Raw genomic sequence first — 25,414 nt, 5'->3', positions numbered from 1 at the left:
CGCCGAAGATACGCGCTAATCGGACAAAATCCCCCCAGGGTGGGGAATTCCGGCGCGGCGGGAACCGCGGCGGGGCGGCCCGCGGTCCGTCCTGGGCCCGCTCCCGAGCCGTTCTCCGTCCGCTGCCGTCCCGGTCCCGCTGCCGTCCCGGTCCCGCTCCCGTCCAAGTCCGGTCCGGTCCGGGGCGTCCTCAGTCGGTGGTCTTCACCGAGTGCAGGAAATCGGCCCAGGCGGCGTGGGTGGTGGCCATCACGAGGTGCGCCGGGTCGGCCCGGTCCGCTACCCGTACGAGCCTCCCCGGGGCGGCCGCGACGTAGACGCAGGCTTCCCCGTCTCCGCAATAGGTCGACTTCTGCCAGGCAGGCCGGGCGGCGTTCTCGGTCATGGTGTCTCCTCCGCCGTGGACGAGGGGTCGTGGGGTTCTCGACCGGCACGCTATCCCCGCTCGCGTCGCACTCCGGCCATTTCCGCCAAAATCACAGCGCAAAAATTACCAACGCCGTACGGAGGGCCGCGCCGCGGGTCGGCGCGGAATGCGAGAGCCGGCCCCGGCCGTCATTCCACGGGAAGGCGTACGCGATCTCGTAACGGGAGTCCGGGACGACCAGGTCGGCGGTTTCCACCGACCGGCCCTCACTGTCGAAGCAGGCGCGCTCGACCTCGGTGATCAGCGCGCCCAGGCTGATCCCGAGCAGATTGGCGCGGTCCGGGGTCGCCCGGGGCGACGGCCGGCCGGGCCGCGATGCGTTCGGGCGCCGGGACACGCGGGACGGTACGGGCGTCCCGGGAGGCGGCGAGGCCGTGCGCGGCCGCCTCGGTGCGGAGGGCGTTGCCTGCGCCGGGGACCCGTCGGCGGGTGCGGAGCATCCGTGACGCGCGACGGCCCCCGCCCCGCCCGGGCGGGGCGGGACCGCGGGTCGTCAGGCCGAGCCCGGGAGGCCGGAGCCGAGGCCGCCCGGGGTGCGGCCGACCGGTTCGTCGCGGCCCTGGGCCCAGAGGGAGCGGACGTGACCGAGGTGGCGTTGCATGCACTCCATGGCCGCTTCGGCGTCGCCCGTGAGCATCAGGTCGAGCAGTTCGATGTGCTCCTCGGCGGAGGAGACCAGTTTGCCCGCCTCGTCGAGGCCGGTCAGGCCGTACAGTCGGGAGCGCTTGCGCAGGTCGCCGACGGTTTCCACCAGCCGGTCGTTGCCGGCGAGGGCCAGCAGGCCGAGGTGGAAGCGCCGGTCGGCCTCCAGGTAGCCGATGAGGTTGTGCTCCCGCGCGTTGGTGACGATCTCCTCGGCGACGGGCCGCAGGGCCTGCAACTGATCGGCCGTGGCGATCTTCGTGATCCGGCCGATGGTCGGGACCTCGATCATCGTGCGCAGTTCGGTGTACTGGTCCAGATCGCGTTCGCTGACCTCGGTGATCCGGAAGCCCTTGTTGCGGACCGGCTCGACCAGGCCCTCGCGGGCCAGGTCCAGCATCGCCTCGCGGACGGGGGTGGCGGAGACGCCGAGTTCGGCGGCGAGGCCGGGGGCCGAGTAGACGCTGCCGGGGCGCAGCTCACCCGCTATCAGGGCCGCTCGGAGCGCGTGGCCGACCTGGTCCCGGAGCCTTTCCTGGGCCTTGATGAGACTGTGCTGCTTCAGGTCACCCATTGCATGTCCTCCGAAACCCCCGACACCATCACCACCACCGACGGGCAGAGGCACAGCGTACAATGTCACGTTTCGCCGCTCGCTCCGCCGGCGGCCTCGAACAACGCGACCGCCACGGCAAGATCCTCCCAGGCCATGCCCACGCTCTTGAAGAGCTGTGGACAACCCGCCCTCCCCCCGACCGCGATCCGTCCCCTGACCAGGTCAGCGAGGGTGCCGCTGATATGACCGGGTCCGATCGCCCCCTCCGCCTCCGGCACCAGCAGATCTCCCGCCTCGCGCAGGGCCGCCGCACGCGACTCCACGTACACGGCCGCCCGCCGTACGAGCGCGGTGTCGGTCTCGCGGGCGTCCGGCTCGTGCGAGCCGACGGCGACGACCACCGCGTCCGGCGACACCAGCCGTCCGTCGAAGAGGGGTTCGCGGGCCGTGGTGCAGCACAGCACCAGGTCCGCGCCCGCCACGTCCCCGGGCAGACCGGTACGGGCCGGCACGCCGAGGGCGTCGGCGTGCGCCACCAGGCGCGCGGCCCGCGCCGGGTCCCGGGCGACGACCACCAGATCGGACAACTCCCGCACCCCGAGCACCGCTTCGAGGTGGCCGTACGCCTGCGGTCCCGAGCCGAAGAGGACCAGCCGCAGCGGCCGCCCCGACGGGGCGAGGTGCCGCAGGGCCAGCGCGGAGACGGCCGGGGTGCGCAGGGTGGTGAGGGCCGCGCCGTCGAGGAGGGCGAGCGGGCGCAGGGTGGGCCCGTCCAGCAGCAGGTAGCTGCCGGTGATGCGGGGCAGACCCCGGGCGGGATTGCCCGGCGCGACTCCGGCGATCTTCACCCCCGCGTACGCCCCGGACGCGGCCGGCATCAGGAGCAGCTCCCCGCCGGGTACGGCGACGGCGGTGCGCCCGGGGCAGGTTTCCGGGTCGAGGCCCCCGAGCAGCACCGCGGCCAGGGCGTCGGCCGCCCGGGCGGGGGTGATGAGCCGGGCCATCTCCTCGGCCCCGAGCCGCAGGAGGGCGGGCGGGGCGGACCCGACCGGCTCCGGCCCCGGTCGCGCCGGCTCGGGCCGGCCGGCGTCCCCGGGCGCGCCGGGCTCGAAGCCCCCGCTCACAGGGTGAATCCCGCGCCGAGGGCGTCGTACGGGTCGATGGTGAAGGTGTGCTCGCCGGTGCGGTACGCCGTGCCGGTGACCTCGGTGACGCCGCCGTCCAGGACGCGCCCGGTGAACACGGAGCCGACGATCGACTCGTGCAGCAGGTCCTGCCCGGGGCCGAGCCGGCCGTCCTCCGCGAGCAGCGCGAGCCGGGCCGAGGTGCCGGAGCCGCAGGGCGAGCGGTCGATCTGCCCGTCGGCGAAGACGGTGACGTTGCGCTGGTGCGGGCCGAACGGGGTGTCGGGCAGCTCCTCGTGCAGGATCACCCCGTACACCCCGGACAGCAGGGGCCCGTCGGGGTGCCAGGTGGCGGGGTGCGTGGCCAGGGCCGCCCGGATCTCCCGCCCGACCCGGGTGAGCGCGGGCAGGGCGGCGCGGGTGACCTCCAGCCCGAGGTCCCGGGCGCGGACCGAGGCGTAGCAGGCCCCGGCGTGGGCGATGTCCGCCTCGGCGATGCCGAGGGTGGTGGCGACGGGAACCTTGCGGGCGCCCACCCGGGCGGGGACGTTGCGGAAGGTGATGCCGGTGGTGCGGCCGTCGGCGCGGTGGACGGTGGCGCGGACCCGGCCGGAGGGCACGTCGACGCGGACCTCGACGTAGCCGTCGGCCGGGGCCGGGACCCGGCCGGTGTCCACGGCCCAGGCTCCGAGGGCCATCGTGCCGTGGCCGCAGGCGGTGGAGTAGCCGTCCTTGTGCCAGAACAGCACCCCGAAATGGGCGCCGTCGTCGTCCGGGGGCACGACGAACCCCCCGTACATGCCGGCGTGTCCGCGCGGCTCGCGCACGAGCAGCCGGCGTACCTCGTCCAGCGGGCCGGGGCGCGGCGCGGTCCCGGAGCCGCCGGGTCCGATGGCGGTGGCGCAGCGCTCGGCGACGGTGTCGCCGGGCACGGGGGCGCTACCGGGGTCCGAGGTGTCGACGATCCGGAAGGGTTCGCCGGCGGCGTGGTAGTCGGTGGTCCGTACGGATCTCACAGCAGGAACCCTCCGGGGAAGGGGTCGGACGGGTCCAGGAAGTACTGGGCGGTGCCGGTGATCCAGGCCCGGCCGGTGATGGTGGGGATGACGGCGGGGACGCCGGCGACGCTGGTCCGCGCGGTCAGTCGGCCGGTGAACTCGGTGCCGATGAAGGACTCGTTGACGAAGTCGGTGTCGAGCGGCAGCAAGCCGCGGGCGTGCAGTTGGGCCATGCGCGCGCTGGTTCCGGTGCCGCAGGGCGAGCGGTCGAACCAGCCGGGGTGGATGGCCATGGCGTGGCGGGAGCGGCGGGCGTCGGAGCCGGGGGCGGCGAGGTAGACGTGCTTGAGGCCGGCGATCGCCGGGTCCTCGGGGTGGACGGGCCGCTCGGGCGAGGCGTTGACGGCGTCCATGACGGCGAGGCCCGCGGCGAGCAGGTCGTCCTTGCGGGCCCGGTCGAAGGGCAGCCCGAGGGAGTCGAGTTCGACGAAGGCGTAGAAGTTGCCGCCGTAGGCGAGGTCGTAGGTGACCGTGCCGAAGCCGGGGACCTCGGCCTTCAGGTCGAGGCCGACGCTGAAGGAGGGCACGTTGGTGAGGGTGACGGCGCCGGCCGCGCCGTCCTCGACGCGGACGTCCACGCGGACCAGGCCGGCCGGGGTGTCGAGCCGGACGGTGGTGACCGGTTCGACGACCGGGACCATGCCGGTCTCGACCAGGACGGTGGCCACCCCGATGGTGCCGTGGCCGCACATGGGCAGCAGGCCCGACACCTCGATGTAGAGGACGCCGAAGTCGGCGTCGGGCCGGGTCGGCGGTTGCAGGATCGCGCCGCTCATCGCCGCGTGGCCGCGCGGCTCGTACATCAGCAGGGTGCGGACCTGATCCGTGTGCGCCATGAAGTGGAGCCGTTTCTCGGCCATGGTGGCGCCGGGGATCACCCCGACCCCCCCGGTGATGACCCGGGTCGGCATCCCCTCGGTGTGCGAGTCCACCGCGTGGTAGACGTGGCGCGTGCGCATGGGTTCCCCTGGGGGCTGGGCCCGCCCGTCCGGGCGGGCGGGCAGGGCGGTGGCTGAGGTGGGGCGGGTGCGAAGCGGGCGCGGGTGCTAGGAGAGGCCTTCCGCGAGCGCCTTCTCGGTGGCGGCGCGGACGGCGGCCTCGATCTCGCCGGTGAGCGGGAGGCGGGGCGGGCGGGTGGCACCGCCGGGGCGGCCGGCCAGGTCCATGGAGAGCTTGATGGCCTGGACGAACTCGGTTTTGGAGTCCCAACGCAGCAGGGAGTGCAGGGACTTGTAGAGGGGGAGCGCGGTGGTGAGGTCGCCGGCGACGGCGGCCCGGTAGAGCGTGGAGCAGGTGGCCGGCAGGGCGTTGGGGTATCCGGCGATCCAGCCGACGGCCCCGGCGAGGGCGAGTTCGAGGAGTACGTCGTCGGCGCCGATGAGCAGGTCGAGGCCCGGGGCGAGTTCGGCGATCTCGTAGGCGCGCCGTACGTCCCCGCTGAACTCCTTGACGGCGACGACGGAGCCGTCCGCGTGCAGTCGGGCGAGGAGGGCCGGGACGAGGTCCACCTTGGTGTCGATGGGGTTGTTGTACGCGACGACGGGCAGGCCGGCGCGCGCCACCTCGGCGTAGTGGGCGCGTACGGCGGCCTCGTCGGCGCGGTAGGCGTTGGGGGGCAGGAGCAGGACGGAGCCCGCGCCGGCCTCGGCGGCCTGGTCGGCCCAGCGCCGGGCCTCGGCACTGCCGTAGGCGGCGACGCCGGGCATGACGCGGCTGCCGTCGCCGGCGGCCTCGACGGCGGTGCGTACGACGCGGGCGCGCTCCTCGTCGGTGAGGGTCTGGTACTCCCCGAGGGAACCGTTGGGGACCACGCCGTCGCAGCCGTTGGCGATCAGCCACTGGACGTGTTCGGCGTAGGCGTCGTAGTCGACGCCGAGGTCCTCGCGCAGGGGCAGGGTGGTGGCCACCATGATTCCGTGCCAGGGGCGGGTGCGGGTGTCGGTGCGGGGCGCGGGGGTGGGCGCGAAGTTCATGAGGTGACTCCCTAGTGTGGTGTGTGACATTTTACTAGTGGGTGTGACGTGGCCACAAGGGGCCGGCGGGGCCGGGTCCGGGGGTGGCCTCAGGGACCGTCGGCCGTGGGCCGCGCTCCGGAAGTCGGCTCGCCCGAGGAGCCGTTGGCCACGGCCCCGGTGGGCTCACGCGCCGGTAGCGCGGCCAGTTGGCCGAGCGGCACCGGGCAGGACAGCGGTCGGCGGTCGGGAGCCGGCTCCTCGCCCGCCAGGGCGGCCACGGCCGGACCGCACATCCGGCCCTGGCACCAGCCCATGCCGGCCCGGGTGAGGAGCTTGACCGTACGGGCGTCCCGCGCGCCGAGCTCGCCGACCGCCTCGCGGATCCGGCCCGCCGGGACCTCCTCGCAGCGGCACACGTCGGTTCCGTCGTCCAGCCAGTCGGTCCAGCCCGGACCGGGTCGATGGGCGGCCGCCATCGCCCCGGCGAAGGCCCGCAGTCGGGCGCGGCGGCGGGCGAGTACGGCCGGAGCGGGCCGGCCGGCGATCGCGTGGGCGGCGATCTCCCCCTCGGTCAGGGCGAGTTCGGCGCCGCCGATGCCGCCGGTCTCGCCGGCGGACCAGATCCCGGGGACGGACGTGCGCTGTTCCTCGTCCAGGTCGAGGGCGACGGTGCCGTCCGGGGAGCGGAGGGTGGCGCAGCCGAGGCCGGTCGCCAGTTCCAGTTGGGGCACCAGCCCGTGGCCGACGGCGACGGCGTCACAGGGGATTCGGTGCGAGGTGCCGGGCAGCGGGCGCCAGTCGCGGTCCAGGCGTGCGACGGTGACGGCCTCGACCCGGTCGCTCCCGTGCGCCTCGGTCACGGCGTGTCGGGTGCGCAACCGGACACGGTGGCGCAGCAGGGCGCCGCCGTACGTGGCGCCTTCGGCGAGTTTGCCGGTGTTGCGCAGCAGGGCGCCGGTGTGGACGGCGTACGCGGTGTACGCGCCGGCCTCGATGACCGCGGGCACGGTGGCTCCGGCCGCGGCGAGGGAGCCGGCCACCGCCAGCAGCAGGGGCCCGCTCCCGGCGACGACGATGCGCCGGCCGGGCAGGACGAGCCCGCCCTTGAGCATGGCCTGGGCCCCGCCGGCGCCGATGACCCCGGGCAGGGTCCAGCCGGGGAAGGGCAGTTGGCGCTCGTGGGCGCCGGTGGCCAGGAGCACGGCCCGGGCGTGGACGACCGCCGGCTCCTCCCCCGGGCCGGCCACCGCGTGCAGGGTCCAGGCCCCGGCGTCCGGGACCACCGTCCAGACGTGGTGGAAGGAGAGGTACGCGACGCGGCCGGCCGACTCGTGGGCGCGCAGGGCCGCTTCGCGCCCGGCGAAGGCGCGCCAGCCGTGGTGCAGGGCCTGGGGACGGGCGGCTCCGAGGCCGGGGGCGGGATGGCGGTAGAACTGGCCGCCGGGGCGTTCGGCGGCGTCGAGGACGGTGACGCGCAGGCCGAAGTCGGCGGCCGTCACGGCGGCGGCCAGGCCGGCGGGGCCGGCGCCGACGACGGCGAGGTCGGCGGGGGCCGGGCCGGTGGGGGGCTGGGGCAGGGCCCGGTCGGGGTGTTCAGACCGCGAGGTCGGCACGGCCGGTTCCTTCCTGGGTGGTGATGTTGTCGCCCGGGCGGGCGGGGACGAGGCAGGCGCGTTGGTTCGGGCGGCCGTTGATGGTGATGAGGCAGTCGTAGCAACTGCCGATGCCGCAGAACGCGCCCCGGGGGGCGCCGGCTTCCCGGGTGGTGCGCCAGGCGAGGATGCCGGCGGACCAGAGGACGGCCGCGACGCTCTGGCCGGCCTGTGCGGTGAGCTCGCGGCCGTCGAAGCGCAGGACGTACGTCGCCGTGGGGCTGCCGCCCACCAGTGAGCGGGGGGTGCGCATCAGGGGGGCTCCTCGGGTGGGCTTGGCGCGGCGGGGGCGGGAGGGCGGGGGCGCGGCGTGTGGGTGGGCTGCGGGGCCGGGGGCCGGGACGGGGTGGGGGGTCGCCCGGGGCGGGCATGATTTATGGCGCCCTGTGGGGGGCTGCGTTGCTGAGGGGGTTCCAGCGCCAACACATCACGTTGTGGCTTCGGGCGACCCCCCACCCCGTCCCGGCCCCCGGCCGGGTCGCAGCGCCCCTCACTTGCTTGGTTGGGGGTCATGGGAAGCGGTTCGGGCGGAAGGGGTGGGGGTTCAGGGGTGGGGGGGTGTTCGTGAGGGTGGCGGTGATGAGGGCGGCGGTGGCGGGGGCCAGGCCGATGCCGGCGCCCTCGTGGCCGCAGGCGTGGAGCAGGCCGGGGACGCGGGGGTCCGGGCCGATCGCGGGGAGGTGGTCGGGGAGGTAGGGGCGGAAGCCGTGGTAGCTGCGCAGGACGCGGACGTCGGTCAGGACCGGGAAGAGGGCCGCGGCCTGGCGGGCCAGTCGGCGCAGGGCTTCGGTGGACGGGCTCCGGTCGAAGCCGACGCGTTCGCGGGTCGCGCCGATGAGGACGGGGCCGGCCGGGGTGCCCTCCACGACGGCCGAGGACTGCAGGGCGGCGGATCCGCTGGCGACGTCGGCGATGTAGTCGGCGGCGTAGACCTTGTGCCGGACCACGCGGGGCAGGGGTTCGGTGACGAGGACGAAGCCGCGGCGGGGCAGGACCGGGAGGGTGGTTCCGGCGAGGGCGGCCACCTGGCCGCCCCAGGTGCCGGCGGCGTTGACCACCGCCGGGGTGTGCAGGGTGCGGCGGGTGGTGCGGATCCCGCGGACGGCGCCGTTCGTGAGGAGGATGTCGGTGACCTCCTCGCCCAGGTGGAGGGTGGCTCCCGAGGCGGCCAGGAGGTGGGCGGCGGCCCGGGCCGGCTGGACCTGGGCGTCCTGCGGGTAGTGGAAGCCGCCGGCGAGACCCCGAGCCAGGTGGGGTTCCAGGTCGTGCAGGGCGTCCGGGCCGATCTCGGTGGGGACGACCCCCGAGGCGCGCTGGCCGTCGGCGAAGTGGCGCAGGGCCTTCAGGGTGGTGTCGTCGGGGGCGACGACCAGGCCGCCCTTGGCCTCGTACTCCGTCTCCGGCGGGAGGACGGCGGCCAGTTCGCGCCACAGGGTGGTGGAGAGCAGGGCCAGGTCGAGTTCGGGGCCGGCCTCCTTGTCGGAGACCAGCAGGTTGCCCTCCCCGGCGCCGGTCGTGCCGCCCGCGACGGAACCGCGGTCGACGACCGCCACGGAGAGCCCGGAGCGCGCGGCGTAGTAGGCGCACGCGGCTCCGACGACGCCGGCGCCGATGATGACGACGTCCGGGGAGTGGGTCTGGGACACGGCAGTAATATGTCACATTCTTTAGAGGGTGCCTAGGATCCACGGGCCGGCCCCTCCCCCCCCCTTCGGATGAGGGGCCGGCCCGGGGCGGATCAGCTGCGGAGCGGGCCCTCACAGCTGTAGGGGGAGGTCCCCGCCGTCCTGTTGGTCCAGATCTCCACCGGGCCGAAGGAGCAGTTCATGTCGGCCAGGTTGGTGGAGGCCGCCCCGGCCCGGTCGAGGATGAAGTAGTCGACCGTCTCGGACATGTCCTTGAAGTTCTGGTCGTCGCTGCGCCAGTTCTTCAGGTTCGCGCTGATCCGACCCGTGCACGTGAAGCGGCGCTTGCCGGGGTCGCCGTTCTCCACGCAGTCCGGGGTGTTGTAGGTGGCGGTCGCGAACGTCGACTTCACCGACGCGAGCGCGGAGTCGCGCAGCCGGTCGTTCGGCGTGAAGGTGGTGTTCGGCACGTGCAGTTGGTCGACCTTGGCGATCTGGGCGTCCAGGAAGCGGGTGTAGTCGCGCTGGAGGTAGGTGTCCGCACCCGTCCGGTGGCGCCAGGAGTCGTACGCCGCCACGTCGTTGGCGCGCAGGTGGGTGTACATCTCGCGCAGCAGCGTGGGCTTCTCGGTCCAGAGGAACTCGAAGAAGGTCCCGGCGTAGCTGTAGAAGCGGAAGCCGTCGCCGTCGTAGGTGGCGTTCAGCAGCTGCTCGACGGTCATGCGCGGGCCGCCGTTCGCCGTGTCGGCGATGATGCTCTTGACGAGGGACTTGCGGACGGCGATGCCGTTGTCGCGGGTGGCCCCGTCGAAGAACTCGGCGGTGCCCTCGTCCATGGCGGTCGTACGGTCGCCCTCGTACCAGGGGCCTTCGCCGAAGAACCCGGGTACGGCGTAGCGGCCGTTGAGGTAGTGCGTGTACTCGTGGCGGAAGAGCTCTTCCAGGGTGAGGGAGGAGTCCTGCGGGACGCGGCGCTGGTAGGTGTAGAAGGTGGCGCCGTTCTCGATGTAGATGCCGCCGTTGTTGGTGTCGTAGCCCGTCAGGATCGGGTGGTAGTTCTCGTAGTCGGCGCGCGACCCGTACAGCACGATGTTCAGAGTGGAGTTGGGGTCACCGGCGAGCGGCTGGTCGGTGCCGAGGACGCGGTGGTACTGGGCCTTGACCTGCTTGCTCGCGTAGTACAGCTGGTCGACGGTGACCCGGTCGAGGCCGGTGCGGACCTTGATGGCGCCGTTGTCGTAGGTGTAGGTGTACGGGAAGATCTGCTTCTCGATGTCCTCCTTGCACACGCCGTACGGCTTGCAGGCGTCGTAGTAGTTGAGCCAGGAGACGAGCTTGGCCCACTGCTCGCTGCCGTTGCCGAAGTCCCGCTTGACCTGGTCCAGCATCGCGCCGAGGTCGGCGGCTATGCCGGCGCGCAGGCCGGCGATCTCGCCGAAGCGGGCGTACTCGCTGAGCGCGTCGCGCACCACCCAGGCGTTCGCGGTGCCCTTGAGGTGGGTGTGGGTCGCGAAGGTCTTGAACGCGGCGCGGTACGAGGGGTCGCCGGCCGCGGCCGCGTGGAAGGCGGCGTCCTGGTTGCCCGGGTAGACACCCAGGTAGTTGACGGAGAGCGCGGCCAGCGCGGCGCCCGCCCAGGCGGTGTCGAGGTGGGTGGCCGGATGGGCCGGGTCCATCGTCGCCAGGACCTTCTTGATCAGGCCGAGTTGGTGGTGGCGCAGGCCGGGGGCGCTGGCCGCGTAGAGGGCCTCGCGCAGGGTGTTGGCGTTGGTCCGGGTGACGTCGAAGGTGCGGGCGGCGGCGCCGAAGTCGGCGATGGCCTGCCGCATGGCGTTGACCGTCGGGGCGTCGGTGACGTCGATCTCGGAACGCGCGTGGTCGTGGTAGGCGACGGCGTGCAGATAGGTGAACATCTCCTCCAGGTGGGAGGAGTTGCGGCCGTCGTGGGCCGCGGAGAGGGTCGAGATCCGGCGGGAGACCGCCTGCACGTGGGCGTCGGACATGACGGACGTCAGGCGGGCGTCCCAGGTCCATATGAGGCCCCGCAGACAGCCGTCGGCGAGGACGGCCTGGTCGCCGAGGAAGTCGGCGAACTGCTCCGGGGTGAGGTTCGTGATCCCGTCGAGGGTGCAGGGGACGCCGGCCGCGACGCTCCGCGCCACGGGCGCGGCCTCGGCGGAGGCCTTGCGGCTCTTCTCGGAGCGTTCGGTGGCGGCGGCGGACACCGGCGCCGAAGCGGCCGGTGCGGCGCCGGGCACCTGACCGCCGACTGCGGCCTTGCCGCCGGGGGCCAGGGCGGGTGCCTCGACGGGCTCCTTGGCGTTGGCGAGGCGCTCGACCTCGTCGAAGGGGTTCGGCGTGGCGGCCGCGGCCCCCGGGCCGAAGGTGCCGGGCGCGGAGGCGCCGCTCACGGCGGCGGGGGTGCCCCGCTCGGACGCCTGGGTCACGGCCTGGCCGGCGGTGGCGAGGAGGGTGACCGCCACGGCGGCGGAGAGGAGGGACGTACGCACAGCTCTGTGCTGGGACACCGGTAACTCCTGTGGGCAGGGAGGTGGGGGAAGTGGTGGAACTGCCTTGCGTCACACGGCGTTTGACGGGGATTAACGTGCCGAGGTGTGAGCTGTAACATAGTAATGTGAAATTGCACTGACAAGACCTGTGCGCCCACCAGTTCGGTACTTCTTGAGGGAGCCTCCATGACCGACCACCCCTCCGGCCTCCACATCGGCAGTCACGACCTGCCGGTATCAGCCGAGTTGTCCCGCTTCATGGCGGCGGACTGGGCGGCCTCCCCGCTGCCCGCCACGGCCCGCGTCGCCGCCCACGACGTGACCCCCGCTCGCCGGGCCCGCCTCTCGGCGCTCTTCCCCGGCGAGCGGCTCGTCGTACCGGCGGGCGAGCTGAAGGTCCGCTCCAACGACTGCGACCACCGCTTCCGGCCGCACAGCGCGTACGCCTGGCTCACCGGCCTCACCGGCGAGGACCAGGTGGGACACGTCCTGGTTTTGGAGCCCGCCGGGCCGAGCGGCCACGAGGCGGTGTTGTACCTCCGACCGCGCTCGCCCCGGACCGGCGGCAACGAGGAGTTCTACCGCGACCGCCGCCACGGCGAGTTCTGGGTCGGCCGCCGCCCCGACCTGGCGGAGGCCGAACGGCTGACCGGCATCCGCTGCGCGCACCTGGACGCCCTCGGCTCCCCGCCCGCCCGCGACGCCGCCACCGACCACGAGCTGGCCGGCGCCCTGTCGGAACTGCGGCTGGTCAAGGACGCGTGGGAGGTCGACCAGCTCCAACGGGCCGTGGACCACACCACCGCCGGGTTCGAGGACGTCGTACGGGCCCTGCCGCGCGCCCTCGCCCACCCGCGCGGCGAGCGCTGGATCGAGGGCGTCTTCAACCTGCGCGCCCGGGCCGAGGGCAACGGCACCGGCTACGACACGATCGCCGCCTCCGGCGCCCACGCCTGCGTACTGCACTGGATCCGCAACGACGGCCGACTTAACGGCGACGACCTGCTGCTGCTCGACGCGGGCGTCGAGACGGACACCCTGTACACCGCCGACATCACCCGCACGCTCCCCCTGTCGGGACGCTTCTCACCTGTCCAACGGCAGGTGTACGAACTGGTGTTGGCCGCCCAGGACGCCGGCATGGCGGCGCTGCGCCCGGGCGCGAGCTTCCGCGACTTCCACCGGGCCGGGATGCGGGTCATCGCCGAGGGGCTGGCCGAGTGGGGCGTCCTGAAGGACGCGCGGGGCGACCTGCACCGGCGGTACACCCTGTGCAGCAGCGGCCACATGCTCGGGCTCGACGTCCACGACTGCGCGCGGGCGCGGGCCGACGCCTACCTGGACGGGGTCCTGGAGGAGGGCCAGGTCCTCACCGTGGAACCCGGCCTCTACCTCCAGCCCGACGACGAGACCCTCCCCGTAGAGCTCCGCGGCATCGGCGTGCGCATCGAGGACGACCTGGTCATCACCTCGGACGGCGCCCGCCTGATGTCCGGGGCCCTGCCGCGCACGGTCGCGGGCATCGAGGAGTGGATGGGCGCCCTCCTGGAGGGATAGCGCGCCGAGGGACGGCGCGCCGAGGGACAGCGCGCCGGGCCCCGATCAGGGCAGCACGGCGATGCCGTCGAGTTCGACCAGGGCCTCGGTGTCCCACAGTCGTACGATGCCGACCACGGCCATCGCCGGATACTCCCGACCCGCCAACGCCCGCCACACGCGCCCCAGTTCACTCGCGTGCTCCCGGTAGGCGGCCACGTCCGCCGCGTACACGGTGACCCGGGCCAGGTCGGCCGGGGTGCCGCCCGCGGCGGCGAGGGCGGCCAGCAGGTTGGTCAGGGCCCGCTCGAACTGCTCGGGCAGGGTCTGCCCGACCACCTTGCCGGCGCCGTCGAGGGCGGTCTGGCCCGCCAGGAACACGAGCCGGCCGCCGGTGGCGACGACCGCGTGCGAGAAGCCGGTCGCCGGGGACAGCTCCGGCGGGTTGACGCGTTCGAGGCTCATCGGGCCGCCACCTCCCGGTAGAGCTCCTTCGCGATGATCGTGCGCTGCACCTCGCTGGCGCCCTCGTAGATCCTGGGGGCCCGCACCTCCCGGTAGAGGTGCTCCAGGAGGTGGCCGCGGCGCAGGGCGACCGCCCCGTGCAGTTGGACGGCGTGGTCGACGACGTACTGGGCGGTCTCGGTGGCGAGCAGTTTGGCCATCGCCGCCCGGCGCGGGACGTCGGGCGCGCCCCGGTCGTGGGCTCCGGCGGCGGCGTAGACCAGCAGCCGGGCGGCCTCGGTGCGGGTGGCCATCTCGGCGACCCGGTGGGCGACGGCCTGGAGGTCGGCCAGGACCCCGCCGAACGCGGCACGTCCGGCGGTGTGCGCGAGGGTGGCGTCCAGGGCCGCCCGGGCCATGCCCACGGCGAACGCGCCGACGCTCGGCCGGAACAGGTTCAGCGTGCCCATCGCGACGCGGAAGCCCTGCCCGGGTTCCCCGAGCACGTCCTCGGGTCCGACGGCGACGGCGTCGAAGGCGAGGGAGCCGATCGGGTGCGGCGACAGCATGTCGAGGGCCTCGCCGGTGAGGCCCCCCCGGTCCCCCGGGACCAGGAAGGCGGTGATGCCCTTGGCGCCCGGCGCCTCACCCGTCCGGGCGAACACGGTGTAGAAGTCCGCTTCGGGGGCGTTGGAGATCCAGCACTTGGTGCCGGTCAGCCGCCAACCCGGCCCGTCCGGTTCGGCCGCCAGGGCCAGGGCCGCCGCGTCCGAGCCGGCGCCCGGCTCGCTGAGCGCGAAGGCCGCCACCGCCTTGCCCTCCCGTACGCCCGGCAGCCAGCGTTCCCGCTGCGCCGCGCTGCCGGCGGCGAGCACCGGGTGGGCGCCGAGGCCCTGGAGGGCCAGCGCGGTCTCCGCCTCGGTGCAACCGTAGGCCAGGGACTCCCGCAGCAGGCACAGCTCCAACGCCCCTGAGGTGAACACCTTTTCCAGCAGGCCCAGTTCACCGAGGGCCGCGAGCAGCGGCCGGTTCACCCGGCCGGGTTCGCCCTTCTCGGCGAGCGGCCTGAGCCGCTCCCCCGCCAGGGTGCGCAGCCGGGCGCACCCTTCCTCTTCTTCCGGCCCGAGCGCGAATCCGGTCATCCGAATGCCCCAGTTCTATCGCGTCCTGTTGACTGTCGTCACTGTCACGATACGCTCGTGACGCGACCGCACGGCCGGCTCCACCTCAATCCGGACGTTGCAAGGGGGCGAACCCGCCTTGGAGCTCATGCCTTCCGCCCACGCCGACACTTTTGCCCGGGACCACCTGCCGCCGGCGCACGCCTGGCCGCAGTTGCTGTTCGAACTGCCCGAACTGGCCTACCCCGACCGGTTGAACTGCGGGGCCGAGCTGCTCGACGCCACGATCGCCCGGTTCGGCCCGGACCGGCCGGCGTTCCGCAGCGGTGCGGGCGAGGTGTGGTCGTACGGGGAACTGCGCGAGCGCGTGGACCGGCTGGCCCACGTCCTCACCGTCGACCTGGGAGTGGTCCCCGGCAACCGGGTGCTGCTCCGCGGCCCCACCGGGCCCTGGCTCGCCGCGTGCTGGTTGGCGGTCATGAAGGCGGGCGCGGTGGCCGTGACCGTACTGGCCCAGCAGCGGGCGCAGGAGCTGGCCACGGTGTGCGCCATGGCCCGGGTGCGGCACGCCGTGTGTCATGTGAGCGCCCTCGACGACCTGGCGAAGGCCGAGGTTCCGGGCCTGCGGATCACCGCGTACGGCGGTGACGCCGCGGACGACCTGCTGCGGCTGGCCGAGGCGCATCCGGCGCCGTACGAGGCGGTGGAGACCTCGGCCGACGACGTGGCGCTGATCGCGTTCACCTCGGGGACCACCGGCCGCCCCAAGGGCTGCATGCACTTCCACCGGGACCTGCTCGCCGTCGCCGACACCTTCTCGGCCGGTGTGCTGCGACCCCGCCCCGACGACGTGTTCGCGGGCAGCCCCCCGCTGGGGTTCACCTTCGGGCTGGGCGGGCTGGTGGTGTTCCCGCTGCGGGCCGGTGCCTGCGCGCTGCTGCTGGAGCAGGCCGCGCCCCGGGTGCTGCTGCCCGCGCTCGCCGAGCACGGGGTGACCGTGCTGTTCACGGCGCCCACCGCCTACCGGTCGATGCTGGACACGCTCGGCCCGTACGACGCCGGCGCCTACGACCTGTCCGCGCTGCGCCGCTGCGTGTCGGCGGGCGAGAACCTGCCCGAGGCGACCTGGCGGGCCTGGTACGAGCGCACCGGCCTGCGGATCATCAACGGGATCGGGGCGACCGAGCTGCTGCACATCTTCATCTCGGCGGCGGACGAGGACATCCGGCCCGGGACGACCGGCCGGGTGGTGCCGGGGTGGCAGGCCCGGGTGGTGGACCCCTCGGGGCGGCCGGTGGCGGACAACGAGCCGGGGCTGCTGGCGGTGCGCGGGCCGGTGGGCTGCCGCTATCTGGCCGACCCCCGGCAGGGCGAGTACGTACGGGACGGCTGGAACCTGACCGGCGACACCTACGTCCGCGACCCGGAGGGCTACTTCCGGTACGTCGCCCGCGCCGACGACATGATCATCTCCTCGGGGTACAACATCGCCGGCCCGGAGGTCGAGGAGGCCGTGCTGCGCCACCCGGACGTGGTGGAGGTGGCCGTGGTCGGCCGGCCCGACGAGCGGCGCGGGCAGGTGGTGGTGGCGTACACGGTGCTGCGCGAGGGGGCGGTGCTCGGCGAGGAGGCGCTGCGGACCTTCGTGCGGGGCGAGCTGGTCCCGCACAAGTGCCCGCGCTCCTTCGTCTTCCTGCCGGCGCTGCCGCGGACCGCGACCGGCAAACTCCAACGGTTCCGGCTGCGCGATCTAGAGTGAACCCGTGGCCGAGCAGCACACTCCGCGTTCTTTGATCGTCACCTTCTACGGCGCCTACGGACGGTCCTTCGAGGGTCCCGTACCGGTGTCCGCCCTGGTCCGCCTGCTGGGCGCGGCCGGGGTCGACGCGCCCTCCGTCCGTTCCTCGGTGTCCCGCCTGAAACGGCGCGGCTTCCTGGAGCCCGCGCGGGCGGCGGACGGCGCCCCCGGCTACGTGCTGTCCGAGGAGGCCCGCCAACTGTTGGAGGACGGCGACCGGCGGATCTACGGCGCCGTGCCCGTCTCGGAGGAGTGGCTGGTCGCCGTCTTCTCCGTGCCCGAGCAGGAGCGGCACAAGCGGCACCTGCTGCGCTCGCGGCTGGCCCGGCTTGGCTTCGGGGCCGTGGCCCCCGGCGTGTGGATCGCCCCCGCGCACCTGGCCGGGGAGACCGGCCGCACGCTGGAGCGGCTGCACCTGACGGCGTACGTGGAGCTGTTCCGGGGCGGTCACCTCGGTTTCGCCCCGACGGCCGAGGCGGTGGCCCGCTGGTGGGACCTGGCGGCTCTGGCCAAGCAGCACGAGGAGTTCCTCGACCTGCACGAACCGGCCCTGCGGGCCCTGCAGTCGGGCTCCGAGCCGACGCCCGAGGAGGCGTACCGGACGTACCTGCCGGCTCTGGACACCTGGCGGCGGCTGCCGTACGCGGACCCCGGGCTACCGCGCGAGCTGCTGCCCGCCGACTGGCCGGGCGACCGGGCGGCGGCGGTCTTCGCCGAGCTCCACGCCCGGCTGCGGGAGACGGGCGCGCTGTTCGTACGGGAGTAGGGCGCTCGGGACGGCCCGAACGCCGGCCGGGGTCGGGCGGAAACTCCGGTGCGCGGGCCCCGCGGGCCGGGCACGATGGGTCATGACCTGGACCTTCAGCAATGATCTGGCGGCCTTCCTGGCCGTCGCGCGCCCGGCCGTGGCCGCGCAGCCCGTCGTCAACACCATCCTGCTGACCGTCGCCGACGCCCTGGAGCGGCGCGGCCCGCACGCCCACGGCCCCGGCGACCCCGTCTTCGGTTGGTGGACCGGCTCCGACGGGGTCGTCGCCGGTGGGCTGCTGCGCACGCCACCGTTTCCCCTGCTGCTCGGCGCGCTGCCCCCGGAGGCCTTACCGGCGCTGGGCGCCGCCCTCACCGCGGAGCCGCTGCTCGCGGACGTCGCCGGTTTCGACGCCCGCAGCGCGGACGCGCGGACCCTGGCCGGGGTGTGGGGGACGCCGGTCCGGGTCGTGGACGAGACCCGGCTGTACCGGCTGGGCACCCTGGCCGCCCCGCACCCGTTGCCGCCGGGGCGGGCCCGCCCCGCGCGGGAGGCGGACCTGCCGCTGCTGCTGGAGTGGGTCACGGAGTTCAACCGGGAGGTCGACAGCCCCGGCACGGCCTCCCCGACGGCCCTGCGCGACCGGATCTCGTACGGCGGGTTCCTGCTGTGGGAGCACGCGGGCACCCCGGTGTCCGTGGCCGGCTTCTCCCGCCCGATCGGCTCCGCCTCCCGGATCGGCCCCGTCTACACGCCGCCCGGGGAACGCGGCCGGGGATACGCGGCCGGGGTGACGCACGCCGCGACCGAGGGGGCGCGCGCGGCCGGCGCGACCGAGGTGCTGCTCTTCACCGACCTGGCCAACCCGACCAGCAACGGCGTCTACCAGCGCCTCGGCTACGTCCCGATCGACGACCGGCTCCACCTGGAAGCGGTGTCCGCGGCGGCCTAGTGCTGGGACCGGAAAGGTCCACCGGGTCGCGGCGCCCGGCACGGCACCTCGCCGCGTTGTCGGACCACGGAAGTACGTCCAGTACGAACCGCGGCCCGCCGCCTCGCGATGCACCGCACCGAACACCGCGACCCGGCAAACCCTTCCGGCCACAGCACTAGACCCGGCCCGTCGGCGGTTTCCGGCTGCCCGCGCGGTACGGCTCCGGCCAGGGGGCGGCCGGGCCCGCCCAGTCCTGGTCGGCGGCGGCGTGCAGGGTCCAGTTCGGGTCGTAGAGGTGGGGGCGGCCGACCGCGCACAGGTCGGCGCGGCCGGCGAGGAGCAGGGAGTTGACGTCGTCCCAGGAGGAGATGGCGCCGACCGCGATGACGGGGATGCCCAGGGCGTTGCGGATCCGGTCGGCGTGCGGGGTCTGGTAGGAGCGCCCGTACTCGGGTTGTTCGTCGGCCACGACCTGGCCCGTGGACACGTCGACGGCGTCGGCTCCGTGGGCGGCGAACGCGGCGGCGATCCGTTCGGCCTCCTCGGGCGTGGTGCCGCCGGGGGCCCAGTCGGTCGCGGAGAGCCGCACGGTCATCGGGCGGTCCTGCGGCCAGACCTCGCGGACCGCGTCGAAGACCTCCAACGGGAACCGCAGCCGGTTCTCCAGGGGGCCGCCGTAGACGTCGTCGCGGTGGTTGGTGAGCGGGGACAGGAAGCCGGACAGCAGGTAGCCGTGCGCGCAGTGCAGTTCCAGCAGGTCGAAGCCGCAGTCCGCGGCGCGTACGGCGGCCGCCGCGAAGTCGGAGCGGATCGCGCCGAGGTCGTCGGCGGCCAGGGCGCGCGGGACGGCGGACAGGCCCGGCTTGTACGGCAGGGCGGAGGCCGCGACGAGCGGCCAGTTGTCCTGCGGGAGGGGTTCGTCCATGCCCTCCCACATGACGCGCGTGGAGCCCTTGCGGCCGGAGTGGCCGAGTTGGACGCCGAGGGCAGCGCCGGGGGCGGAGGTGTGCACGAAGTCCACGATCCGCTTCCAGGCGGTGGCCTGGTCGGCCGTCCACAGGCCGGCGCAGGCGGGCGTGATGCGGCCCTCGGGGCTCACGCAGACCATCTCGGTCATGACGAGTCCGGCCCCGCCCAGGGCCCGCGCGCCCAGGTGCACGAGGTGGAAGTCCCCGGGCACCCCTTCCCGCGCGGAGTACATGTCCATGGGCGAGACGACGACGCGGTTGCGCAGGGTCAGCCCGCGCAGGGTGAACGGGGTGAACATCGGCGGCGTTCCCGTACCGCCGGCGTCGCCCGGGTCCCCCGCGTCCCCCGGGTCCCGCTGATCGGGCGCCTCCTGTTGCGGGCAGCCGAAGTCCCGTTCGACCGCGCGGGTGAAGCGGGGGTCGCGCAGCCGGAGGTTGTCGTGGGTGACGCGGCGGCTGCGGGTGAGCAGGTTGAAGGCGAACTGCCGGGCCGGTTGGCCGACGTACGAGTCGATCCCCTCGAACCAGCGCATGCTGGCGGCGGCCGCCCGCTGGGTGCTGGCCACCGCCGGGCGCCGGTCCCGCTCGTACGCCGCGAGGGCCTGCGGTACCCCGTGCCCGGCGGCCCGCGCCGCTTCCAGGGCCTCGGTGAGCGCGAGGGCGTCCTCGACGGCGAGTTTCGTGCCGGAGCCGATGGAGAAGTGCGCGGTGTGCGCGGCGTCGCCGACCAGGGCGACGTTCCCGTGCGACCACTGCCCGCACGTCACGGTCGGGAAGCGGGTCCAGGCCGAGCGGTTGCCGCGCAAGGGCCGGCCGCGCAGGGCGTCGGCGAAGATCTTGGCGCAGCGGGCCGCCGACTCGTCCGCGTCGCGGAGGTCGAACCCGGCCGCCCGCCACACCTCCTCGCGCATCTCGACGATCACGGTGGAGGCGTCGGCGGCGTACGGGTAGGCGTGCAGCTGCATGACGCCGTGCTCGGTCTCGGCGATCTCGAAGCGGAACGCTTCGAAGGCGAAGTCGGCGGCGAGCCAGATGTAGCGGCAGCGGCCTTCGGTGACGGTGGGTCGGAAGTGCGCGGCGCCGGCCGTACGGGTGGCGCTGTGCACCCCGTCGGCGGCGACGACCAGGTCGTGGCCGGCGGCGAGGGCGAAGGCGTCGGGGGCTTCGGTGCGGAAGCGGAGCCGGACCCCGAGGCCGGCGCAGCGCTCGTGCAGGATCTCCAGCAGTCGGCGCCTGCCGAGGGCGGCGAAGCCGTGGCCGCCGGAGGTGAGCAGTCGGCCGCGGTGGACGACGTCCACGTCGTCCCAGCGGACGAACTCGGCGCCGAGCGCGGCGTGGACGACGGTGTCGGCGCGTTCGATGCCGCCGAGGGTCTCGTCGGAGAGGACGACGCCGAAGCCGAAGGTGTCGTCGGGGGCCCGGCGCTCCCAGACCTCGACGAGGTGGCCCTGCCGGGCCAGGAGTGCGGCGGTGTAGAGGCCGCCGGGCCCCCCGCCGACGACGGCCACCCGAAGGGCGCTCGCGGTCATCCGGCTACCTGCCCTTCCACTGCGGCGGACGCTTCCCGGTGAAGGCGGCGTGGAACTCCGCGTAGTCCTGGCCGTGCATGAGGAGGGCCTGGGTGTTGGCGTCCAGCTCGACCGACGCGGCCAGCGGCATGTCGAGTTCCGCGGTCAGCAGGGCCTTGGTCTGGGCGTGGGCGAGGGCGGGTCCGGCGGCGAGGCGGGCGGCCAGTTCGGCGGCCCGGGCGTCCGCCTTGCCCTCGTCGACGAGTTCGCTGAGCAGTCCGATGCGCTCCGCCTCGGCGGCGCGTACGGGCTCTCCGAGCATGAGGAGCCGGGTGGCGTGGCCGAGGCCGACGACCCGGGGCAGCAGGTAGGCGGCGCCCATGTCGCCGCCGGAGAGGCCGACGCGGGTGAAGAGGAACGCGAAGCGGGCGGTGGGGTCGGCGATCCGGAAGTCGGCGGCGAGGGCGAGGACGGCGCCGGCCCCGGCGGCCACCCCGTGCACGGCGGCGATCACCGGGAAGGGGCATTCGCGGATCGCGCGGACGACCTGGCCGGTCATCCGGTTGAAGTCGAGGAGTTCGGCGGTGTCCATGGCGAGGGTGGCGCCGATGATCTCGTCCACGTCTCCGCCGGAGCAGAAGCCGCGCCCCTCGCCCGCCAGGACCAGGGCGCGCACGGAGCGTTCGCGGGACACTTCGGCGAGCAGGTCGCGCAGGTCGGCGTAGGCGCCGAAGGTGAGCGCGTTCAGCTTCTCGGGGCGGTCGAGGGTGACGGTGGCCACGCCGTCCTGCCGGGTCACCCGCAGGTGGCGCCACCGTTCGGTCGCTGGTGTGGAACCGGTGAAGGGGCTCACGAAACCGACGGTATCACCGAGTATTGACTGCCGTCACGAAAACGCGACAGGTGGGTTACGGGGCGGAGCACATGCGGGCGCGGGGCCGGGGCACACGCGGATGCGGGGCACGGTCCGGGGGGAACGACGAAGGTCCCGAGCGATCGGTGACCGTGGTTGCGTGCCGTTCGGACGGGGTGCCCTACGGGGCCGCGCCGACGGTTCGTATGGTTGAAACCGGGAGTTCCCTTTCCCGCGACCGGGCGGTCCCTCCCGCGCCGGGACGATCCGCCCCGCGCGTCATCGCACACCCACGGAACGGAGGCCTGTCGTGCCCGAGCCCGCCGCCTGGCGGATCGCCCTCCCGCACACGGCCGCCGCCGTGCCCCTCGCCCGGGCGCTGGTGCGGACCGCGCTCACGGAGGCCGAGCCGGCCGCCGACAGCGACACCGCGGAGCTGCTGACGGCCGAGCTGGTCGCCAACGCCGTGGAACACACCGTCGCGGGCGCGGGGATCGAGCTGGTCGTGGAGTTGCTGGCGAACGGCTGCCGGGTCGAGGTCCACGACGGGGACCCGTTCCCGCCGGGCGACCTGACCGCCCGGCCGGACGACACGCACCCGGACCCCTGGCAGGAGCACGGGCGGGGTCTGCTGCTGATCCGGACCCTGAGTTCCGCCTGCGGTCACCGCCGCACCGCACACGGCAAGGCCGTCTGGTTCACCCTCGCGGCGCGCGCCGCGGCGGGCGCGGACGCATGCGTTCCGCGCCCCCGCGCATGACTATGCGCGCGGCTTGGCCAGCGTGGCCACCAGTACGGCCTTGATCGTGTGGAGCCGGTTCTCGGCCTGGTCGAAGACAACGGAGTGCGCCGATTCGAACACCTCGTCCGTGACCTCCAGCGAGTCCAGGCCGTACCGCTCGTGCACGTCCCGCGCGACCTCGGTTCCGAGGTCGTGGTAGGCGGGCAGGCAGTGCAGGAACCTCACGTCCGGATTGCCCGTGGCCCGCAGCACGTCCGTGGTGACCGCGTACGGGGCCAGCGCCTCGATCCGCTCGGCCCAGACCTCCTTGGGCTCGCCCATCGACACCCACACGTCGGTGGCCACGAAGTCGGCCTGCGCCACGCCCTCGGCGACGTCCTCGGTGAGGGTGATCCGCGCCCCGGAGGCCGCGGCCAGCTCCCGGGCCCGGGTCACGACGGCCTCGGCGGGCCAGTACTCCTTCGGCGCGACGATCCGTACGTCCATGCCCAGCAGCGCGCCGGTCACCAGGTAGGAGTTGCCCATGTTGAAGCGGGCGTCGCCGAGGTAGGCGAAGGCGGTCCGCTCCAGGGGCTTGGTGCCGTGCTCGGTCATGGTGAGCACGTCGGCGAGCATCTGGGTGGGGTGCCAGTCGTTCGTCAGTCCGTTGAAGACGGGTACGCCGGCGTGGGCGGCGAGCTCCTCGACGGCGGCCTGGCTGTCGCCCCGGTACTCGATCCCGTCGAACATCCGGCCGAGGACGCGGGCGGTGTCGCGGACGGACTCCTTGTGCCCCATCTGGGAGCCGGAGGGGTCAAGGTAGACGGTGCCGGCGCCCTGGTCGGCGGCGGCCACCTCGAAGGCGCAGCGGGTGCGCGTGGAGGTCTTCTCGAAGATCAGCGCGATGTTCCTGCCCACCAGGCGCCGCTCCTCGATCCCGGCCTTCTTCGCCGCCTTGAGCTCGGCCGCCAGCTCGACCAGACCGCGGAACTCGGCGGCGGTGAAATCGAGCTCCTTGAGGAAACTGCGGCCGAAGAGGTCGGTGGCCATGGGGACTCTCCAGTGTGACGCTGACAGGGAATGATGGAAGTCTATACGACGCCCTGTATTGATATACATACCCCTGGGGCAGTCCGCCCGCCGGCCGGTGGAGTTCAGATCGCGTCCCGCTCGACCGGGCAGCTCATGCAGCGCGGCCCGCCGCGGCCGCGGCCCAGTTCGCTGCCGGGGATCTCGATCACCTCGATGCCCTCCCGACGCAGGTGGGTGTTGGTGGTCACGTTCCGCTCGTACGCGACGACCACCCCCGGCTCGACGGCCAGCACGTTGCAGCCGTCGTCCCACTGCTCGCGCTCCGCCGAGTGCACGTCCTGCGTGGCCGTCAGGACGCGGATCTTGCCGAGCCCGAGGGCGTCCGCGATCGCCTTGTGCATGTGCTCCGGAGCGTGGTCGCTGACCTGGAGTTCACGGCTCCCCTCCCCCGGCCGGATCGTGTAGGAGCGGAGCATGCCGAGGCCCGCGTACTGGGTGAAGGTGTCCGCGTCGACCATCGTCATCACCGTGTCGAGGTGCATGAAGGCCCGCCGCTTGGGCATGTCGAGCGCGACGATGACGGTCGCCGACCCGGCGGCGAACAGTCCGCGCGCGAGCATCTCCACCGCCTGCGGGGTGGTGCGCTCGCTCATCCCGATCAGCACGGCGCCGTTGCCGATGACCAGGACGTCCCCGCCCTCGATCGTCGACGGGTAGTCGGACTGCCCCTGCGACCAGTAGTGGAAGGCGCCGGAGCCGGTGAACAGCGGGTGGTGCCGGTAGATCGCCTCGAAGTGGACGGTCTCGCGCTGCCGGGCCGGCCAGCGCATCGCGTTGATCGACACCCCGTCGTAGATCCAGGCGGAGGTGTCCCGGGTGAAGAGGTGGTTGGGCAACGGCCCCAGCAGGAAGTCGTCGAGGTCCAGCGCGTGGAAGCGCACCGACACCGGTTCGGGGTGCCGCTCCAGGAACTCCCGCTTGGTCATGCCGCCGACGAGCGCCTCGGCCAGGTCGCCCGGGGAGAGCCCGTCGAACGCCGCTCGCAGGTGGTCGGTGGCGAGCGGCCCGTACTCCTTCTCGTCGAAGACCCGGTCCAGTACGAGGTGTCGCGCCTCGGTGATCCCGAGGGACTCCCGCAGCAGGTCGCCGAACAGGTGCACGGCGACGCCCCGGTCACGCAGGACGTCGGCGAAGCCGTCGTGTTCCTGACGGGCCCTGCGCACCCACAACACGTCGTCGAAGAGCAGTGCGTCCTTGTTGCTCGGTGTGAGCCGCTTCAGCTCCAGGTCGGGCCGGTGGAGGATGACGCGGCGAAGCCGCCCGGTCTCGGAGTCGACATGGAATCCCATGCCCTACACGTTCCCAGACCGGGCCGCCTTTCGAACGCGCTGCGGCCAAGCGGTCTCAGCGCAGTCCGAGAAGCGCGGTCGGGGCGCCGATCAACTCCGGGGTCGTCAGGCCCAACTTGGGCGTCGTCAGGTTCGGGATCCCGTAGTTGCCGCCGTCGGGCATCGACAGCGGGGCGCCGACGATCGCACCGGGGCTCCGGGCCAACAGGGTCGTAGCCGGGGACTTCAGGGACCCCTCGCCGTCCGTCTCGGGAGTGCCCGCCAGGTTCGGCACCGGCGAGGTGACGTTCGTGCCGCCGAGGTCGGTGCCGATGGGCACCACCGGGATCAGTGGGGTCGGGAGCAGGTCGCCGGTGTGGTGGCGGGGCGCCTCGGGGGCGCCGACGACCGGGACCGGCACCGAGGTGGCCACGCGCGGGGTGGCCACGCCCAGCGTGGTCTCCACGGCGTCCAACGGGACACCCACCGGAACCGACTGGGCGACGGCCGGTGAGGCCGCACCGGCCGCGGCCATGCAGGTCATGAGTGCCGCAAGGCTTCCGCGCGCGGTCATCTTCATAAGTGACGTTCCGTCCTTCCAGGGTCGCGGACATTCCGCTGCCCTGGATGAACGATCCCGCCGGGGGTTTCCCCGGCGTTCTCCCCACAAGTTCCCCCATACGGCCTACTTGGCGGGCATCGCGTGTACGGGGCCGGGCGCGGCCGCGTAAGGGAGCCGGCGCCAGGGGACCGCCCGTCGGTGCCGGGTCCGGCCGGCCGCGGGGGGGGGGGGGGGGGGGGGGGGGCCGCCCGGGGGGGGGCCGCGCGCGCGGGGCGCCGCGCGCCGGGGTGGGGCGAGGGGGCGGGCAGGGGC

23 protein-coding genes are annotated in these 25,414 nt (G+C 73.9%); 5 read left to right on the top strand and 18 right to left on the bottom strand.

The genetic code is table 11. The features are described from left to right. Positions 1–190: 190 nt before the first annotated feature. From AB0D46_RS30150 to AB0D46_RS30100, 11 genes are all read right to left on the bottom strand, one after another. Positions 191–385 carry a DUF397 domain-containing protein gene (locus AB0D46_RS30150; RefSeq protein WP_362882123.1) on the bottom strand — a complete coding sequence of 65 codons (195 nt, stop codon included), beginning with the start codon at positions 383–385 and terminating at the stop codon, positions 191–193. Between the two features lie 91 nt (positions 386–476). Further along, positions 477–764 (bottom strand): hypothetical protein, encoded by a 288-nt coding sequence (locus AB0D46_RS30145; protein WP_362882121.1) that lies wholly within the window; start codon positions 762–764, stop codon positions 477–479. A gap of 156 nt (positions 765–920) precedes the next feature. Next, on the bottom strand, positions 921–1,643 hold the full coding sequence (locus AB0D46_RS30140; RefSeq protein ID WP_362882120.1) for a GntR family transcriptional regulator: 723 nt from the start codon (positions 1,641–1,643) through the stop codon (positions 921–923). A 65-nt stretch (positions 1,644–1,708) separates the two neighbouring features. Next, positions 1,709–2,749, bottom strand: coding sequence for an ornithine cyclodeaminase family protein (locus tag AB0D46_RS30135; protein WP_362882118.1), 1,041 nt, complete (start codon positions 2,747–2,749; stop codon positions 1,709–1,711). Next, positions 2,746–3,765 carry a proline racemase family protein gene (locus AB0D46_RS30130; protein ID WP_362882116.1) on the bottom strand — a complete coding sequence of 340 codons (1,020 nt, stop codon included), beginning with the start codon at positions 3,763–3,765 and terminating at the stop codon, positions 2,746–2,748. The genes AB0D46_RS30135 and AB0D46_RS30130 overlap by 4 nt, the downstream gene beginning before the upstream one ends. Beyond that, positions 3,762–4,766: a proline racemase family protein gene (locus AB0D46_RS30125; RefSeq protein ID WP_362882114.1), complete on the bottom strand. Its 1,005-nt coding sequence runs from the start codon at positions 4,764–4,766 to the stop codon at positions 3,762–3,764. Before AB0D46_RS30125 ends, AB0D46_RS30130 begins: the two co-directional genes overlap by 4 nt. Before the next feature lie 87 nt (positions 4,767–4,853). Then, positions 4,854–5,780 (bottom strand): dihydrodipicolinate synthase family protein, encoded by a 927-nt coding sequence (locus AB0D46_RS30120; protein ID WP_362882112.1) that lies wholly within the window; start codon positions 5,778–5,780, stop codon positions 4,854–4,856. Positions 5,781–5,869: 89 nt separating this feature from the next. Further along, positions 5,870–7,339, bottom strand: a complete 1,470-nt coding sequence (locus AB0D46_RS30115; protein ID WP_362882177.1) for an NAD(P)/FAD-dependent oxidoreductase — start codon at positions 7,337–7,339, stop codon at positions 5,870–5,872. A 16-nt stretch (positions 7,340–7,355) separates the two neighbouring features. Beyond that, the gene (locus AB0D46_RS30110) at positions 7,356–7,667 is read right to left on the bottom strand and encodes a (2Fe-2S)-binding protein (RefSeq protein WP_362882111.1); all 312 of its coding nucleotides are present in this window, start codon (positions 7,665–7,667) and stop codon (positions 7,356–7,358) included. A gap of 256 nt (positions 7,668–7,923) precedes the next feature. Further along, on the bottom strand, positions 7,924–9,060 hold the full coding sequence (locus tag AB0D46_RS30105; protein ID WP_362882109.1) for an FAD-dependent oxidoreductase: 1,137 nt from the start codon (positions 9,058–9,060) through the stop codon (positions 7,924–7,926). A gap of 92 nt (positions 9,061–9,152) precedes the next feature. Beyond that, positions 9,153–11,567, bottom strand: a complete 2,415-nt coding sequence (locus tag AB0D46_RS30100; protein ID WP_362882107.1) for a collagenase — start codon at positions 11,565–11,567, stop codon at positions 9,153–9,155. A 168-nt stretch (positions 11,568–11,735) separates the two neighbouring features. Here AB0D46_RS30100 and AB0D46_RS30095 point away from each other — a divergent pair, with 168 nt between their 5' ends. After that, the gene (locus tag AB0D46_RS30095) at positions 11,736–13,106 is read left to right on the top strand and encodes an aminopeptidase P family protein (protein WP_362882105.1); all 1,371 of its coding nucleotides are present in this window, start codon (positions 11,736–11,738) and stop codon (positions 13,104–13,106) included. Positions 13,107–13,151: 45 nt separating this feature from the next. On the opposite strand, the gene AB0D46_RS30090 is transcribed toward AB0D46_RS30095, so the two are convergent. After that, a complete protein-coding gene (locus tag AB0D46_RS30090) occupies positions 13,152–13,550 on the bottom strand; it encodes a Rid family hydrolase (protein WP_362882103.1) in 399 nt (132 codons plus the stop codon). After that, the gene (locus AB0D46_RS30085; protein ID WP_362882101.1) at positions 13,547–14,671 is read right to left on the bottom strand and encodes an acyl-CoA dehydrogenase family protein; all 1,125 of its coding nucleotides are present in this window, start codon (positions 14,669–14,671) and stop codon (positions 13,547–13,549) included. Before AB0D46_RS30085 ends, AB0D46_RS30090 begins: the two co-directional genes overlap by 4 nt. 127 nt (positions 14,672–14,798) lie before the next feature. Here AB0D46_RS30085 and AB0D46_RS30080 point away from each other — a divergent pair, with 127 nt between their 5' ends. The 3 genes from AB0D46_RS30080 (at position 14,799) to AB0D46_RS30070 (ending at position 18,148) form a co-directional block, all read left to right on the top strand. After that, on the top strand, positions 14,799–16,409 hold the full coding sequence (locus AB0D46_RS30080; RefSeq protein ID WP_362882175.1) for an AMP-binding protein: 1,611 nt from the start codon (positions 14,799–14,801) through the stop codon (positions 16,407–16,409). Between the two features lie 4 nt (positions 16,410–16,413). Then, the gene (locus AB0D46_RS30075) at positions 16,414–17,214 is read left to right on the top strand and encodes a PaaX family transcriptional regulator C-terminal domain-containing protein (RefSeq protein WP_362882100.1); all 801 of its coding nucleotides are present in this window, start codon (positions 16,414–16,416) and stop codon (positions 17,212–17,214) included. Positions 17,215–17,296: 82 nt separating this feature from the next. Beyond that, positions 17,297–18,148: a GNAT family N-acetyltransferase gene (locus tag AB0D46_RS30070; protein WP_362882098.1), complete on the top strand. Its 852-nt coding sequence runs from the start codon at positions 17,297–17,299 to the stop codon at positions 18,146–18,148. A gap of 157 nt (positions 18,149–18,305) precedes the next feature. Here AB0D46_RS30070 and AB0D46_RS30065 read toward each other — a convergent pair whose 3' ends face one another. Both AB0D46_RS30065 and AB0D46_RS30060 read right to left on the bottom strand, forming a co-directional pair. After that, the gene (locus tag AB0D46_RS30065) at positions 18,306–20,627 is read right to left on the bottom strand and encodes a bifunctional salicylyl-CoA 5-hydroxylase/oxidoreductase (protein ID WP_362882096.1); all 2,322 of its coding nucleotides are present in this window, start codon (positions 20,625–20,627) and stop codon (positions 18,306–18,308) included. Between the two features lie 4 nt (positions 20,628–20,631). Continuing rightward, entirely contained in the window at positions 20,632–21,459 is an 828-nt protein-coding gene (locus tag AB0D46_RS30060) for an enoyl-CoA hydratase family protein (RefSeq protein WP_362882094.1), read from the bottom strand. Between the two features lie 310 nt (positions 21,460–21,769). Between AB0D46_RS30060 and AB0D46_RS30055 the strand changes: the two genes are divergently transcribed. Then, the gene (locus tag AB0D46_RS30055) at positions 21,770–22,219 is read left to right on the top strand and encodes an ATP-binding protein (RefSeq protein ID WP_362882093.1); all 450 of its coding nucleotides are present in this window, start codon (positions 21,770–21,772) and stop codon (positions 22,217–22,219) included. Here the strand turns inward: AB0D46_RS30055 and argF are convergent, their stop codons facing one another. The 3 genes from argF to AB0D46_RS30040 all read right to left on the bottom strand — a co-directional run bounded on the left by argF (position 22,220) and on the right by AB0D46_RS30040 (position 25,084). Continuing rightward, positions 22,220–23,230, bottom strand: a complete 1,011-nt coding sequence (gene argF, locus AB0D46_RS30050) for an ornithine carbamoyltransferase (RefSeq protein WP_362882091.1) — start codon at positions 23,228–23,230, stop codon at positions 22,220–22,222. Between the two features lie 104 nt (positions 23,231–23,334). Beyond that, positions 23,335–24,561 (bottom strand): arginine deiminase, encoded by a 1,227-nt coding sequence (locus tag AB0D46_RS30045; RefSeq protein ID WP_362882089.1) that lies wholly within the window; start codon positions 24,559–24,561, stop codon positions 23,335–23,337. A gap of 55 nt (positions 24,562–24,616) precedes the next feature. Then, a complete protein-coding gene (locus AB0D46_RS30040) occupies positions 24,617–25,084 on the bottom strand; it encodes a hypothetical protein (protein WP_362882088.1) in 468 nt (155 codons plus the stop codon). Positions 25,085–25,414 lie beyond the last annotated feature (330 nt).

The sequence above is a fragment of the Streptomyces sp. NPDC048383 genome, assembly GCF_040651775.1.
Taxonomy (GTDB): domain Bacteria; phylum Actinomycetota; class Actinomycetes; order Streptomycetales; family Streptomycetaceae; genus Streptomyces.
This window is presented reverse-complemented; position numbering and strand designations above follow the sequence as displayed.